This is a genomic window from Micromonospora sp. NPDC049204 (genome assembly GCF_040647935.1).
Classification (GTDB): domain Bacteria; phylum Actinomycetota; class Actinomycetes; order Mycobacteriales; family Micromonosporaceae; genus Micromonospora.
In genome coordinates, this window is sequence record NZ_JBEZDC010000007.1 from 350,729 (window position 1) to 365,584 (window position 14,856).

The 14,856-nt window shown below is 67.7% G+C and carries 12 protein-coding genes, 1 tRNA gene and 2 pseudogenes; 8 read left to right on the forward strand and 7 right to left on the reverse strand.

Annotated features, from left to right (window positions below; genetic code table 11):
* Nucleotides 1–4 precede the first annotated feature (4 nt).
* Nucleotides 5–1,000 carry an AraC family transcriptional regulator gene (locus AB0A90_RS16880; protein WP_357247999.1) on the reverse strand — a complete coding sequence of 332 codons (996 nt, stop codon included), beginning with the start codon at nt 998–1,000 and terminating at the stop codon, nt 5–7.
* Nucleotides 1,001–1,203: 203 nt separating this feature from the next.
* Here AB0A90_RS16880 and AB0A90_RS16885 point away from each other — a divergent pair, with 203 nt between their 5' ends.
* Nucleotides 1,204–1,980: a glucose 1-dehydrogenase gene (locus AB0A90_RS16885; RefSeq protein WP_357248001.1), complete on the forward strand. Its 777-nt coding sequence runs from the start codon at nt 1,204–1,206 to the stop codon at nt 1,978–1,980.
* A 114-nt stretch (nt 1,981–2,094) separates the two neighbouring features.
* Here AB0A90_RS16885 and AB0A90_RS16890 read toward each other — a convergent pair whose 3' ends face one another.
* On the reverse strand, nt 2,095–2,526 hold the full coding sequence (locus AB0A90_RS16890; RefSeq protein ID WP_007457244.1) for an SsgA family sporulation/cell division regulator: 432 nt from the start codon (nt 2,524–2,526) through the stop codon (nt 2,095–2,097).
* A gap of 369 nt (nt 2,527–2,895) precedes the next feature.
* Here AB0A90_RS16890 and AB0A90_RS16895 point away from each other — a divergent pair, with 369 nt between their 5' ends.
* The 3 genes and pseudogenes from AB0A90_RS16895 to AB0A90_RS16905 all read left to right on the forward strand — a co-directional run bounded on the left by AB0A90_RS16895 (nt 2,896) and on the right by AB0A90_RS16905 (nt 4,642).
* Nucleotides 2,896–3,378, forward strand: a complete 483-nt coding sequence (locus AB0A90_RS16895; protein WP_357248003.1) for a TIGR02611 family protein — start codon at nt 2,896–2,898, stop codon at nt 3,376–3,378.
* 50 nt (nt 3,379–3,428) lie between these two features.
* Nucleotides 3,429–3,500, forward strand: a tRNA-Val gene (locus AB0A90_RS16900).
* 696 nt (nt 3,501–4,196) lie between these two features.
* Nucleotides 4,197–4,642 (forward strand): annotated as a pseudogene (locus AB0A90_RS16905) (transposase family protein).
* Nucleotides 4,643–4,691: 49 nt separating this feature from the next.
* On the opposite strand, the gene AB0A90_RS16910 reads toward AB0A90_RS16905, so the two are convergent.
* Both AB0A90_RS16910 and AB0A90_RS16915 read right to left on the reverse strand, forming a co-directional pair.
* Entirely contained in the window at nt 4,692–7,157 is a 2,466-nt protein-coding gene (locus AB0A90_RS16910) for a right-handed parallel beta-helix repeat-containing protein (protein ID WP_357248006.1), read from the reverse strand.
* Nucleotides 7,158–7,889: 732 nt separating this feature from the next.
* Complete coding sequence (locus AB0A90_RS16915; RefSeq protein WP_357248009.1) at nt 7,890–9,236, reverse strand: nitronate monooxygenase; 1,347 nt, start codon at nt 9,234–9,236, stop codon at nt 7,890–7,892.
* A gap of 89 nt (nt 9,237–9,325) precedes the next feature.
* On the opposite strand from AB0A90_RS16915, the gene AB0A90_RS16920 reads away from it, so the two are divergent.
* The 3 genes and pseudogenes from AB0A90_RS16920 to AB0A90_RS16930 all read left to right on the forward strand — a co-directional run.
* The gene (locus tag AB0A90_RS16920; protein ID WP_357248012.1) at nt 9,326–9,670 is read left to right on the forward strand and encodes a helix-turn-helix domain-containing protein; all 345 of its coding nucleotides are present in this window, start codon (nt 9,326–9,328) and stop codon (nt 9,668–9,670) included.
* Between the two features lie 121 nt (nt 9,671–9,791).
* Entirely contained in the window at nt 9,792–10,316 is a 525-nt protein-coding gene (locus tag AB0A90_RS16925; protein WP_357248014.1) for a carboxymuconolactone decarboxylase family protein, read from the forward strand.
* A 114-nt stretch (nt 10,317–10,430) separates the two neighbouring features.
* A pseudogene (locus AB0A90_RS16930) lies at nt 10,431–10,918 on the forward strand (ACT domain-containing protein); the annotation flags it as partial.
* 884 nt (nt 10,919–11,802) lie between these two features.
* On the opposite strand, the gene AB0A90_RS16935 reads toward AB0A90_RS16930, so the two are convergent.
* Nucleotides 11,803–12,645 carry an isocitrate lyase/phosphoenolpyruvate mutase family protein gene (locus AB0A90_RS16935; protein WP_357248017.1) on the reverse strand — a complete coding sequence of 281 codons (843 nt, stop codon included), beginning with the start codon at nt 12,643–12,645 and terminating at the stop codon, nt 11,803–11,805.
* Nucleotides 12,646–13,086: 441 nt separating this feature from the next.
* On the opposite strand from AB0A90_RS16935, the gene AB0A90_RS16940 reads away from it, so the two are divergent.
* Nucleotides 13,087–13,470, forward strand: a complete 384-nt coding sequence (locus AB0A90_RS16940; protein WP_357248019.1) for an MmcQ/YjbR family DNA-binding protein — start codon at nt 13,087–13,089, stop codon at nt 13,468–13,470.
* 215 nt (nt 13,471–13,685) lie between these two features.
* Here the strand turns inward: AB0A90_RS16940 and AB0A90_RS16945 are convergent, their stop codons facing one another.
* Together AB0A90_RS16945 and AB0A90_RS16950 are read right to left on the reverse strand one after the other, a co-directional pair.
* Nucleotides 13,686–14,081 (reverse strand): hypothetical protein, encoded by a 396-nt coding sequence (locus tag AB0A90_RS16945; RefSeq protein WP_357248022.1) that lies wholly within the window; start codon nt 14,079–14,081, stop codon nt 13,686–13,688.
* 203 nt (nt 14,082–14,284) lie between these two features.
* Nucleotides 14,285–14,770 (reverse strand): Mth938-like domain-containing protein, encoded by a 486-nt coding sequence (locus AB0A90_RS16950; RefSeq protein WP_357248080.1) that lies wholly within the window; start codon nt 14,768–14,770, stop codon nt 14,285–14,287.
* Nucleotides 14,771–14,856: the final 86 nt, after the last annotated feature.

Below are 14,856 nucleotides of genomic sequence, written 5' to 3' on the forward strand. Positions count from 1 at the left end.
GTCATCATGCCCGGCCGGTGCCGCGGGCCGGTCCGGTGGGCGACCCGGACGGCCCGGCGTGGCCGCCGTTGGCCGCTTCGCCGAGCGCGCCGGCGCGGAATCTGCCACCAACGTTGGCGCCCGTCGGCTCGACGGGCGGTCGAGGCCGGACCACCCGGCCGGTCGCCCGGTGGTCGCGGGCGGCCCGGAACGCGCCGGGGCTGACCCCGACCTCCCGGGTGAAGAAGCGGCCGAAGTTCGTCGGCTCGGAGAAGCCGAGCTGCCGGCCGATCTGGGCGATCGGCTGGTCGGTCGCGGCGAGCAGCCGCCCGGCCTGCAAGGCGACCCGCTCGTCGATGACCTGCTTGGCGCTGCGGCCAGTGACGGCCAGGCTCGCCCGGGTCAGGGTACGCACCGAGCAGCGGAGATCGGCGGCATAGTCCTCCACCCGTCGGGTGTGCGGGTAGCGGTGCTCCACCTCCTGGCGGAACCGGTGGAACGTCTCATCCTCGGGCCGGGGGGTCGGGCGGTCGGCACCGGCCAGGGTGAGTCGGAGCAGCAGCACGGCCAGTTGGTGGCGGAGCAGCGCGCGGGCGGTGCGGTCGTCGGGGTGCCGCTGGCAGTCCACCGCCAACTGGCTCACCTCGGTGATCACCGCGTCCTCGTCCTCGCCGGCCAGCTGCCGCCAGGTGACCGGCGCGTCCGGGTCGACGTCGAAGCCGCGCAGCGCCTCGGGGTCCCAGGAGACCACCGTGGCGTCGAACTGCGGGCCGGCGCAGCGCAGCGCCTGGCCGGCGCGGACCCGCAGCAGTGTGCCGGGCCGGCACGGCAGGAGGTGGAAGTCGAGTTCCGCGTCGCCGTGCCCACGCGTGGTGAGGATCAGCAACTCCTGCTCGACGATCACCGGCCGACGCCAGCCCGGGTCACCGGCAAGGGCGGCCAGCGCGAACGTGGCGATCTCGTCGGGTACGGGTGGAGCCGAACCGATCGGTGGCGCGGGGGAGGGACCGGTGAAGACCATCGCCTGCGACGGTAGTCCGAACCGCAGGTCACCGCATCCCAATCGACGTGGGTCGGAGAATCGGCGCCGCCCGCGGGGCTTGTCGCCGTCCCGGCGGCCGGGCTACGTTACCCGGCGGTAGTGCCGTCCGGTCCGCGGTCCGCCCGGCGCTCCGCCGGCCGCCAGACCGGTCGGCGGACCCGCCGACTCGCGATGGGATGGGCATGACGCAGCTGTTCTCGGTCGAAGGTAAGACGGTCCTGGTCACCGGCGGGTCGCGGGGGATCGGTCTGATGATCGCCCAGGGCTTCGTGCGGGCCGGCGCACACGTGATCATCTCGTCCCGGAAGGCCGACGTCTGCGAGGCGGTCGCCAAGGAACTCTCCGCCGAGGGCCGGTGCGACGCCATCCCCGCCGATCTCGGCGACGACGCCGGTGCCGAGGCGCTGGCCGCCGCCGTACGTGAGCGCTTCGGCCGTCTCGACGTGCTCGTCAACAACGCTGGCGCGACCTGGGGCGCACCGCTGGAAACCTACCCGGAGGCCGCGTTCGACAAGCTCTGGGCCGTCAACGTCAAGGCCGTCTTCCGGCTCACCACCGCGCTGCTGCCGGCGCTACGCGCCGCCGCCAGCGCCGACGACCCGGCCCGCGTGATCAACATCGGGTCGATCGACGGCATCCGGGTGCCGTGGATGGAGGTGTACGCGTACTCGGCCACCAAGGCGGCCGTGCACATGCTCACCCGCAGCCTGGCCCACCAACTCGCCGCCGAGCAGATCACCGTCAACGCGATCGCGCCTGGCCCGTTCGAGAGCAAGATGATGGCCTTCGCGCTGGAGGACCCCGCCAGCCGGGCCGCCATCGAGCAGCAGGTGCCGCTGGGCCGCATCGGACGCCCCGAGGACATGGCCGGCACAGCCATCTACCTGTCGTCGCGGGCGGGCGCCTACCTCACCGGGGCGGTCATCCCCGTCGACGGCGGCATCACCACCCACGGCTGAGCACCGGCCACCCCGGGTCGGGCTGCCCGCGTACCCCCGGGTGTGCCGGGGCCGCGCGGACTCGGCAGATCCGCGCGGCCCCGGTATGGCCGGTGTTGCCCGTTCAGGCGGTGCTCAGCGACCGGCGAGCAGCCGGTTCACCGCGGTGTCGACGTCCAGGTGCTCGGCTTCGCGGCCGCGCGGGACGACGACGTACGTCCGTCGAAGGAAACGCACCAGAACGCTGCGCGGCACCTCGAAGAGGGCGTTGCCGTCCGGTGACGAGAGGGCCAGCGCGACGAAGTCGCCGCGCGGTGTGGCCCAGGGCCAGACCCGAACATCACCGATGCCGGCCGGCTCGTCCAGGCCGGTGACCAGAAGTTCGCGAGCGAACGACCAACTCACCGCCTCGCCCCCTGCCGATTCGGCATGGAACAGGACATGGACCGCATACGGGTCAGCAGGGTCGTAACGCAGACTGGCACGCACCGGCAAGGCGGTGGCGTCAGGTGCGACGAGCCTTAGCGACGTCTCGACCTCTACGGTCGTCGGTCGGATGACACTCATGGACGTTCTCCCCCCGGCACCGCTGCGGAACGCGCGTGTCCCGCTTTTCCCATACTCAGGTGCTACTCCTGGCTACGCTCCGCCATACGCTGACTTCACCCAGTGGTGGGAAGGGGGACGGAAAGACCGCGTGAATGTGAGCATTCATGTAGGATTTCCGGTTCTGCCCAGTGCGTGATCCCGCCCGGCATCGGGTGGTTCAGTCGTCGACTTACTCCGGTAACGTCCAGTCGGCCGTTGCAGTGACGGGCCTGAGCGACACTGGGGGGTGAAATGGTGGCGAAGAAATCCTCAGTGGATCGGCCCGCGGCGCCCAGCCCGCCGAAGGTCGCGGTCCGAGCAGCCGAAAAGCGGGGGTACGGAACACCGATGGAGCAGCCCGAACGCGCCGATCGGCCAACGTCCGGCGCCGATCGTCCCGGCGGCGTCCTCGTCGTCGGGGAACCGCCGCGCCGCCCCCGCTGGCGGGAACGGATCGCGCTGACACTCGACCTCATCCGGGCCAACCCCACCGGCCGGATCGCCCTCAAGATCTTCATTGCGATCGCGGGAGCGATCGTGGTGACCATCGGCATCGCTCTCATCCCCCTACCCGGCCCCGGCTGGCTGCTGGTGATCGCCGGATTGGGCATCTGGGCCGTGGAATACCACTGGGCGCGCCGGCTGCTCGGCTTCACCCGCCGACACGTCTACGGCTGGACACAGTGGGTGACTCGACAGTCACTGCTGGTGCGAATCGTCCTCGGGTCCGTCGGCCTGGTCTTCGTGGCCACCGTGGTCTGGCTGTCGCTCAAGTTCAGCCTCGGCATCGACCTGGTTGCCAAGGTGATGCAGTACCTCGCGACGCACTGACCCCGGATTTCCGGTCTCGTTCCACGATCGGGTAGAGTCAGTGGCGCTGAGGGCGATTAGCTCAGTGGGAGAGCGCTTCGTTCACACCGAAGAGGTCGCTGGTTCGATACCAGCATCGCCCACCCTTAGTTTGTGCAGGTCAGAAGCCCGTTACCGAAGTCATCGGTAACGGGCTTTGGTGTATGCGCCGCTTACATTGGGAGCAGTTTGGGAGCAGCGAAGCTGGTTCTGGGTTCGGACCGGTATTAGTGGGGCCCAGCCGCACGGCGCTCAACGCGACGAGTAGATAGGAACAACCTAGTACGGCAGCCGCCGTTTGCGATCTTCGGTTGAGATGGTGTGTCTGGCGGTCTTTACGAGTTCGCTGCTTCGAGGATGGCGGTGAGACCGTCGATGGTCTGCTGCGCCTCGGCCTGGTCGGTCTCGGTCGTCCATCCTTGATGCCAACTGGGCTCGTCCTGGGGACCGCTTCGACCGTGCCTGCGACGAACACGGCAGGCAGGAACGGGACGTGGACCTCGTGGTGGTGGAGCTCAACAGGTCTCACGCCATCGTTACAGGTCTTGGCGGTGACCAACTCCGACCCGAAGACGTCCTCTCCGGGGAACGGGTCGCGGAGCACGACCACCCAGGACTGTCGAAAGGCCCCAGCGCGGGAACTTGACGTGAGGGAGACCCTCGCAGGCCACTCGCTTAGGTGCGCGACGGCCTCCGCGTCCGCGCTCGGAATCTGCCCCTGAGCGTAGCCTCCGGCCGGCCGGGCGGCGTGACCTCCCAGTAGAGGTCGAAGTGGTCAGGCGACGCTGCCGGATGCCTGGGTGCAGGTAATTATCGCGGCCCACCCTGAGTGGATCTTCCCGTTCACTGGGCTGCAGGCCGCCCAGTTCCGCACGCTGGTCCGACTGGTCGCCGAGCGTGGCGGTGACGGCATCGCCGACGGCCGGCCGGGCCGGCAATGGGCCCTCGACCTGCCGGATTAGGTGCTACTGGTGGCCGCGTACTGGCGCACGATCCTGACCGACGGCGGCTACCGCGGCAACCCCGAGGTGGTCATGCCGTACCGCAAGCCGTCTGACGGCAGCGACCTGCCGGATTGTAAACAAGCCCTCAACGTCGAGCACCGCGCCGTTCGAGCAGGGGGCGAACACGCCCTGGCCAGGATGAAGTGCTTCAAGGTCCTGCGCGACTACCGCCGCGCCGCCCCCACATTGGCCGTCGCCGCTTCAGGCATCGCAACCTCCACAACATCATCCTCGCCGGCTGACCACCGACCCCGCCTCGGGCAACGCCTTCACCCAGTTACGAGACGTCCCTCAGTGCGGGATATCGCCTGGCAGCAGCAACCGGAGTTGCTCGGATGTCGGTGCTGATATGTCGGCGAGTCGCTCAGCTTGCCGCTCGATCATGGCGCCGAATAGCTTTCGTGCGCCGCGTCCGTTGCCAAAGTCCGGTTCGTGGACGGTCTCGGTGAGTCGCTGCAGCAGGGCAGCGCTGGTCGGCTTCGTCAGGTCGTACCCGTGCTGGCCGGCGAGCCCGGCGACGATGGCGAGCAGTTCGTCGGGGGTGTAGTCGGCGAACTCGATGGTCTTGGTGAATCGGGAGGCGAGGCCGGGGTTGGTGGCTAGAAACCCTTCCATCTCGGCGGGGTATCCAGCGACGATCACCACTACCTGATCCCGGTAGTCCTCGATCAGCTTGACCAGGGTGTCGATTGCCTCTAAGCCGAGGTCCGAGGTGGCACCGAACTTGCGGGCGAGTGTGTAAGCCTCGTCCACGAAGAGCACGCCGCCGAGTGCTCGCTCGAACACCGCGGAGGTTTTCAGCGCCGTGCTCCCCAGGTATTGACCCACCAGGTCGACCCGGGCCACCTCGACGACCTGACCTTTCGACAGTATGCCGAGCTGGGCGAGGAGCCGTCCGTAGATGCGCGCGACGGTCGTCTTGCCGGTCCCCGGCGGTCCGGTGAAGACGAGATGCCGGCTGAGCGGCAGTACCGGCAGGTTGGCACGCCGCCGCTGGTCACCGACCCGAATGAGATGGACCAAGGTTCGTACCTCGCGCTTGACCGCCGCCAGTCCGATCATCGCGTCCAGTTCCGCCAGCAAAGCGTCGATGCTGGTGGCTGCGTCGGCACCTCCGGGCCGACTGCGGTCGGCGTGATCCGGATCGTCGTCGCGGCCGGTGCCGTCGACGTCGGCCGCCGAGTCAATTGGTTCGTGGAGGCTGTCGGGTGGATGTGGAGCGCGTACCGACACGAGCGGCCGGTCGGCACCTCGTACCGCCTCGCCGACCACGTTAACGAATTCGCACGCGTCTACCAGTACCGGAGCGTCCGTTTCCACCTGCACGCCGTCCCCGCCGCAGTCGCGCACCGTTCCTGCCCGCATGTCCAGCCGGGAATGATCCCGCAGCGTTACCCCGGAACCAGTTGTGCCACTGACCGTGCAGCGGTCGAGGCGAAAGCTAGCCTGGTCTGCCCCGACGATACCGACAACGCCGCCGGAGACGGTTGCCTCGGTGAGGTTGATCGAGATTGTTTCGGCCCCGACCACGCCGGCTGGCGCATCCTCTACCCGCACCATCGTGCCGGTGAGTCGGCCGGAGCCCTCAGCAGCGATCCCGCTCTGCGACGCGCCTTGGAGGGTTGCGCCCTCGATTCGAACGTCCGCGTCAACGGCGCCGTCGAGCACCATCCCACCCTCCCCGCCCGATATCGTCAGGTTGGTGAAGGTCGGGCTTCCGCCTTGCACCCGAACCCCGTACCGGCCCGGGTCCTCAATCTGGACGTTGGTGTACCGGCCGGCAGCGGCCTGGATCAGCAATGCGTCCTCACGCGCCCCCCGCAGCACACCACCGATCACCTCCGGGGCCGCCCCGCTGACTGCGGCGACTGCGGGCAGCCGGCTGGCGGTCACGGTGCAATCGGAGTAAGTGCCCTGGGCGCCGCTGACGTAGATACCGTTTCTGCCCACCCGTTCTATGAGGCAGCGGCGGATGTCTGGCTTAGCGCCGCCGGAGACCTCGACGCCGCAACCCTCAACGTCCGTCAGCTCGCAATCCTCGACCAATCCACCGGCCGATCCGCTGAAAGCCAGCCCACTACCCCGGCCGTCCGAGATCCGGCACCGGCGTACCGTCGGGTGGGATCGTCCACTCGCCGCGACGGCTGTCTGCCGTACGCCGAAGAACTGGCTGTCTTCGACTGTGCCGCGGCCGCCCTCGAACGCCTCGAAGCCTTGACCGACATTCTGCACGTGACAATGCCGCATCATCGGCTGGCTGTCCCGTTTGGACAGCACGGCGTACTCGTCGAAGTCCCACAATCGGCAGTGTTCGACGACTCCGCTGGAGTCGATGAAGGCCACGCCACGGCGCATCCCATGGACATGGCAGTTACGCACATTTGCGGCACCTCGCTCGCTGAGCACGGCGTTGACAGCCTGCCCGGTGACGGTGCATGACTCCAAGATCAGAGTTCCACCGACCACCGAGACGGTCGCCGACGCGTCGGAACTCCACGTCCGCAACACCAGACCCTGCAGCGCGGCTTCCGCACCCTCACAGTGGACCGCAGGCGCGGCGTCGCGGTTCTCCACCGTCACCCCACCCGGCACGACCGCACGGATAGTGACTGCCTTAGCGCGCACGACGACCTGCCCGTCGTAACGGCCCGGCTCCACCAGGATCAGCGCGCCATGGGGTGCAGCCGCTACCGCCGGCCCGATCCCGCGGTACGTGTTCGGCCGGGTCAGCGACACGACAAGCGTCGGTACCCGCATCGACCCGCCTCCCCCGCGCGATCAGCCACCGCCAGATAGGGCGATAGACACGCCGGAAGCATAGATCCCGTACGCCACCGACCGGCCGCGCTGGGCGATGCTCCCACGCCCCTCACCGGGCGGGCGCGCAGCCGCCTCACAAGGCGCGGCGGACGTGGGCGTGCTCCCCGGTCGACCGATGCGGCCGTGGGAGCCAGCGCAGGTGCCATCCAAGGCACTGGGCTGACAGCTCACGATCGGTGCGGCCGGGTGCGAGCCCGGGTGGGGGAGCAGACCGGGAGCAGCAGGGTGCCCTGAACGGCCTTGAACTGCATCCAACGGCGCCGATCGGCGCTCAACTGCACCCACCCCTACCTGCGGCTCCACGTTCCCGCAGGTCAGAGTGGGTGCGGCGTCCTGGTTCCCGCGGAGTGCTCGGCGGTTCTGCGATGTAGTCGACAACGTTCTATGTCGCCTGTTAGGGGAGTGTGCGCAGGTCAAGGCGGTAAGGAGCCGATGGTTGGCCTGACCTTGCAACTGGGAGCAGATTGGGTGCAGGTTGGCGAAGGGGTCACCGCGCCCGAAGTGCTCACCGACGGCGACAGGGCCGAGGGCTTTGACTTGCGATGATGCGGTGGAGCGGTGCGGCGTGACCTCCCAGTAGGGGTCGAAGTGGTCATGCGTTGCTGCTCCCGGGATGGCTGGCGCCGGTTACAAGCGGCTCCGCGAGGACAACGCCGAGCGGATCGACACCTACGCCCAGGTCATTCGCGTATTGAGCACCGAAATCGAACCCTGCGAGCGCAGGCGGCGGTGCCGGACAACGTCCGGGTCCTTCACACACGGCCGGGCATTTCGCCGACATAGCCGCTGTTGCGTGGCGAGACCCACTCCTTCCTTCGGATCACCACGCGGGCTGGAATCGAGACGCACCCTCTGCCCCCACCGTGATGGTGTCGATCGGCCGGAGGCCTGGGTATGGGACCAGACGACGTCTGGGTCGAGGTGGCGCAGCGTCGCCCACCGGCTCCAGATCCGGCGGTATGCCGGATAGGAGTTGACCAGCACGCCGTCGACGTCGAACAACACCGCGGATGGCGCGTGCGTCACGACGCCGGGCTTTGCAGCAGGTCGATGGTGGCGGCGGCCTGATCGGCTATGTCGTGGAGCAGGCAGGACGTCGTGGACGAGGTTCACGGACTGGCCCGCGTACAGGGCCATGGCGGCCAGGTCGCCGGTCATCGCGGGCAGCGGCATCAGGTCCTCGTACCGGTGATGATCTTTGCCGGATGCGTTGACGGCGACGACGTCGCCCTCGCCGGGTCGCAGTGGAGCGGTCGGTGAGCCGGCTGCCTGCCAGCGCTGGAGGGTCGTGTTGCGCAGCGCGCGATGCGGCGCGTTCGGCCAGCCGCCGTCGAAGCAGGTGGTGTGCACCGTGTCCGGGCTGGTGGCCGCGATCAAGCGCTGCCGGTACACCTCGTGGGTGGCTGCTTCGGTGGCGGCCAGGAAGCGGGTGCCCAGCATGGCGGCCTGGGCGCCGAGCGCGAGCGCGGCCGCGACGCCGCGTCCGTCCGCGATTCCTCCCGCAGCCATTACCGGAACCGGATCGACCGCGTCGACGACGGCCGGTACCAGGGCCATGGTGGTGGTACTGCCGCGGACGTGACCGCCGGCCTCCCACCCTTGGGCCACCACGACGTCCACCCCGGCGTTGACGGCGCGCACTGCCTCGTCGACGTCACCGACTGTGTGCAGGTGCAGCGTGCCGGCCTGGTGGATTCGGGCATGTGTCGGCGTCGGGTCTCCCCAGAATGTGGAGATGATGGGCAGCTTCTCCTCAAGGCACACGGTGAGCAGATCGTCCACCGGGAAGTCGAGGACCAAGTTCGCGCCGAACGGCCGGGTGGTGAGTTCCCGGGTACGCCGGATGCTGTGCCGCGCCTGATCGGGGCTCTGCCACGTCAACGCCAGCATGCCGAGACCACCGGCCTCCGACACCGCCGCCACCAATTCCGGTCCCGCCGCGGAGCCCACGGGCGCCTGAACGATCGGCAGATCAATGCCCAGCCGGTCGCACAGCGCGGTGCGTAATCGCCTCACGAAGCCACCCCGATCGCTTCGGAAATCGAATCAACTCACCGGACGCTACTGTATCGAAGATCGAAGCATCAAGAGGGGCGGCGCAGGCGATGACGGCACCCAAGCCAGGCCAGCCGGTACGCGGATCGAGTACCGGGCGACCCCTCATGGCCGCCCTCGACCTGTTCGGGCGCCGGTGGAACCTGCGCATCGTCTGGGAGTTGCAGCACGGGCCGGTCGGGTTCCGCGCGTTGCAGCAGCGCTGCGACAACGTGTCCTCCAGTGTTTTGCGGCAACGGCTGACCGAACTACTTGACGCCCACCTCGTCGCCCAGCAGCCGGACACGGCCTACACGCTCACCGACCTGGGCCGCGGCGCCTACCAGGCATTGCGCCCGCTCGTTCGCTGGTCCGACGTGTGGGCCTCGGCCCTGGGCGAGGGCGGCGAGAACTGAACCGCGCAGCACCATCCCTGGCGCTTCGGAAACCGAATCGCTACCGTGCTTCTGAATCCAAAGCAACTGGAAGGTGGCCATGGCTCGCATCCCAGCGCTCGAACCGCCGTTCGCGCCGGACGTGGAGGCACAACTCGCCACGATGATGCCGGCCGGCATGCCTCCTATCGGCCTGTTCCGGACGTTCGCCAAGAATCTGCCGATGACCATCGCGATGAGCCACTGGGGCAGGTACGAACTCGGCCGTGACCTGTCCCTGACACTCCGCGAGCGGGAGATCGTCATCCTGCGCACCTGCGCGCGCTGCGGCTGCGAATACGAGTGGAGCGTCCACGTGATGGTCTTCGCTGACCGTGCCGGACTCACGCCGGCCGAGGTCACCTCGCTCACCTGCGGATTGCCTGATGATCCTTGCTGGACGGCCGGCCGCGAAGCCATGCTCATCCGAATGACGGACGCCCTGCACGACTCGTGCGACGTCGACGACGAACTGTGGCGATCCACGCAGGAATTGTTCGACGAGCGGCAACTGCTCGACGTGGCGCTGCTGTGCGGGTGGTACCACGCGATCTGCTTCGCCGCCCGCACCGCTCGCGTCGACCTCGAGCCCGACGCTCCCCGCTTCGCCGACGTCGCGGCCGCCTAACGGCCGGCCCACCACTGGTGGCCTAATGGCCGGCCCACCAGTGGCGGTGGTAAACGCCTGCACCCGCGATGGGTAAGGCGGCAGCCCCACCGCAGTCGTGATCGACGACGCCACTCCGCGTACGGCGGCGAGGAGGGCGCGGCGGAGGACATCGCCGAGACCGCCGTCGCCACCCGGCCACCGCGCAGCCGGCAGAGCAGCAGCGACCCCGGTGTCGTGGTCCGGGGCGTCAGCGACGTCTGGATCAAGCTGTGCCGCTGCTGCACCCGGTCCCACCAGACTCGGTGTCTTGGCTTTGTCACCCGCACCAATGGCGTAAGCGTGCACCGCGACGACTGTCAGCACGCTGAAGATCTCAAGGCGCAGGGTGAACGAGTGGCGGAGGTGAGCTGGAGTTAACCTCGACCTCGAGCTTCCTGGTAGTCATTCAGGTAGAGGCATTCGACCGTCGAAAGTTGCTCGTCGATGTAGCTCGCGTGATTTCTGACGAGCAAGTGAACATTCTCTCCGCGACAGTAACCACAACCCGCGACCTCGTGGCGGTGAGCCGGTTCAGCTTCGAGATCGCCGATCCGAAGCACCTCGGGCACCTATTGGCCGCTGACAAGGCGTGGCGATCGTGGGCGTGCTCCCCGATCGACCGATGCAGCTGCGGGAGCCAGCGCTGGTGCCAATCAAGGCAATGGGCCGGCAGCTCACGATCGATCGGCGGTCCATTGTGAGCCCGGTCTAGGGGGAGCAGGTGGGGAGCAAGAGGGTGCCCAGAAGGGCCTTGAACTGCATCCAACGGCACCGAACGGCACCGAACGGCACTCAACTGCACCCACCCCTGCCTGCGGCTCCACATTCTCGCAGGTCAGAGTCGGTGCGACGTCCTGTTTCCCGCGGAGTGCTCTGCGGTTCTGTACAGCGGTCGACAAGGTTCTATGTGGCCTGGCAGGGGAGTGTGCGCAGGTCTAGGCGGTAACGAATTGTTGGTGGACCTGGCCTTGCAACTGGGAGCAGATTGGGTGCAGGTTGGCGAAGTGGTCTCCGCGCCCGAAGTGCTCACCGACGAGGGACAGAGACGAGGGCGTTGACCTGTGGCGATGCCGTGGAGCGGTGCGGCGTGACCTCCCAGTAGAGGTCGAAGTGGTCAGGTGTTGCTGCTCCCGGGATGGCTGGCGCCGGCCGGCGTCTCGGTTCGCCTAAGGCCACGTCTGTAGACGTGGCGCATATCGTGTGGAACGTTGCGGGTGAGCTTGCTGGAGTCCGCCGTAGTTCCGTCATTCGAGACACCGATCCCAGGTGCAGTGCCCTGGCCAGGCCCTTCAGGCTGAAGACCTCTTCGGCGTGCCCGAAGGCGTCAAACGTTGGCGCCCTGCGGAGGCGGTAGGGCGCCGTCCGCTCATGCCGAGAAGAGTGAGTTTTTGATTGCCACGCAAGTTGCGTTCCTGACCGGAGGACTCATTGAACAGCAGCGTGATCCACCCGGACGTTCAATCGGTCACCGGGGTTCCGGCGTGCACAGCGCATTAAGCTCCGGGTAACTCACAGCTTGGTCGAGCGTGTGGTAGGTGCCCGCCTCCAGTAGTTCGCGGGCGGCCCGCTCGGCCACGCCATACGCTGCCTGGGCAATCGCGGTCCCGACGCTAATCCGGCGAACCCCGACCGCGGTCAGCTCGGCGACGGTCGGTCCGCCCGGTCCCGCCATCGCGTTAACTGGCAGCGGTGACGCTGCGGTCAGCACGCTGAGCGTATCGAGGTTCAGCAGACCTGGCACGAACAGGCAGTCCGCGCCGGCCTTGGCGTATCCGGCAACGCGGGCGAGGACGGCGTCAAGCCGTCCTGCGGGCTCGCCGATCTGAAACAGGTAGACGTCGGTGCGGACGTTGATCACGAACTCCGGCACCCCGGCGCCGGCCGCCGCCTTCCGTGCGGCCTGGATACGTTGCATCTGCTCCTCGACGGGCAGCAGCGTGCCGTCTGCGGCGCGGGAGTCCTCGATGTTCACTCCAACGGCGCCCGCCTCGATTGTCGCCCGGACAGTGGCTGCTACGTCTTGGGGCGTGAGGCCATATCCACCCTCGACATCGGCAGTCACCGGTACATCGACGGCCGCTGCGATGCGGCGCACCGCCTCCATCATTTCTTCCCGTGTCAGCATCTCCCCATCGGGCCGGCCGAGAGACCAGGCCACGCCGCCGCTGGTAGTCGCCACAGCGGCCGCGCCGGCCCGGGCCACCAAAGCCGCGCTAGCCGGATCCCAAGCATTCGGCAGCACCAGCACGGATTGATCGTGCAACGCCCGCAGCGTGCGAGCCTTAGCGGTGATGAGTGCATCAATCATGGTCTACCTCCATCAATCAGGTGAATGCAGAGACGATCGAACGCTCGCGGACGATGCCGCTCGACGGTCCGCTCGCGCGCCCGTCGAGCCGGTCATTAGCACGGAGGACGGCTGTGCCCCGGACGTCGCCGTCCCAAGTAGGGAGGCACCGTCCGCCGCCGCCCGTCCACCGCTTCCGCATCCGCAGGGGCCGCTGTCGGCTCGATCGGCACGGCTTGACTCTTCCTGGAACGAATCACCATGGCTGGCGGCTTTCGGCCCTGACCGTGGCAATGACGCGAATGGGCCTCACCACCGCGTGCGGCTGACAGCCACCGATTAAGGTCTCCACGCCCAGCGATGATGCTGCTGTGGCGGCGCACTCTTCTGCCGCGAGGCGCGTGGTGCAGGGTGCCGTGGCTGCCCAGGATGTGCTTACCTTCTGGTATGCCGCACCCCCTCATGTTTGACGAGGCAGACCCGCTCCTGGGCCGGCTGCGGACGCTCGCCCTGGCCTTCCCCGACGCGGCCGAGAAGGTCTCCCATGGGCGTCCCGCCTTCTACACCACCAAAGTCTTCGCCTACTACGGGGGATCGGTGAAGGTCGACGGCGTCTATCAACAGCACGAACAGTCGGTGATCGTGCTGGTCGACCCCGAAGAGCGCACGGCGCTGCTGGCAGAAGACCGTTGCTTCGTGCCGGCCTACCTAGGGGCCTACGGGTGGGTCGGGGTGGACCTCACCGATGACATCGGCTGGGATGAGGTCGGCGAGCTACTCGACGCCAGCTACCGACGTACGGCCGGGGCCCGCAGGATCGCGCTGCTCGACTCCCGATGGCCCTGAGTACCCGCAGCTGCTCGGCAGCCAGTCTCAGTCGAAGATGCCGACGACAGGTCAGCCCGCACCAGGCTTCGCATGCTGGGCCCGATTCCGTCGCCCTGATCGCCCTTGATCCGGTGCACGCTCATGCCGCTGGTCGGGCTCGTCGACGTCCGATCGATCCGGAAGGCACCTGACGGACGGGGGTTCACGGCTGGTCGAGTCGCAGAGTTGCGGGCTCATCTCAACTGGTGTCGGCGGTACTGCGGGGAGAGTTCGCCCGCCTCGATCCCGTTTTCGTCCAGCGCGTTGTAGATCGTCAGCCAGCCATCCGCGAATCGCAGGCCAAGCGCCACGCTGCTGTCAGCGAGGTTGCCCCCGGCGTACTCCAGGATTTCCACCGCTTCGATCCGCTGCCCGCGCCAGGCAGCCAACCGCGCGGGAGCATCGTCGCGCCAGCTCAGGAGGAAGCCATCCGACGTCGGCCACAACGGCGCCCGGGTCACATCGATCGTGCACCAGGTGATCGACAGGTCATCGAACTTCTGATGGTTGACTTCCAAGCGCTCTTCATCGAAGTCGAGCACCACCGGGCAGTCGGCGAACCACGAGTCGTCGTCGTCATCCCACACCACCCAGGTGGACGTCAGCCCTCGGCCGACAAGGCTTCGCAGTCGCTGCCCGTGACGACCGGCGACGTCAGCGATTCCGTTGCGCCAACCTGGGCTGGTAGCCGGTGATCCCAAAGTTGAACGCCATCGGGGAACTGTAGTTCCGCTCCAGCAGATTTCGACAAGTATCCTGATCTGCCGCTGCAAGCGTGTCTCTATCGTTGCGTTCAGCAGGTCGAGTGGAACAGCCCTGCGACTGCGGTGCCACTGGTGGCGAGGTCGTTGTAGATCTGGACTGCCTCGGTGGTCTCGGCCACGTGGACGGTCACCCCGCGCTCCTCCAACAGTCTGAGGGTAAGCGGGTCGACCTGCAGCTGCAGTTGCATGCCACGCGACAGTACGACGGTCGTGGCGCCGTGGGCCAGAAGCTCTTGGACATCATCGGGCTGAACACCGGGGCTGTGGCGGGTACCGGTTTCGGACCAGTCCCACGGGCGGCCACCGCTGGGGTAGAGCTTGAAGTCCTTGCCAACTCCAAGGTCCTCGACGTCCAAGTGGCCCCATGAGATCGACAGTACGAGCGGCGACCGAGTTGTTTCGCTGGACACGGCGGCCCCTCGTTGGACGGAGCCGCGTCGGCCGCGGCTGGACGTTCTGTGCAGGCTGCCAGACCTTACGCTCACGCCGCGATCCGCATGCTTTATCGGGATCATCGTGCGTCGAGCCTGCCCGGGCGTACGGAGCCGGACAGGAGGACGAAGTTCAGCCGATGATGGCGGCGAGAGTTGGGTTCGCAGCT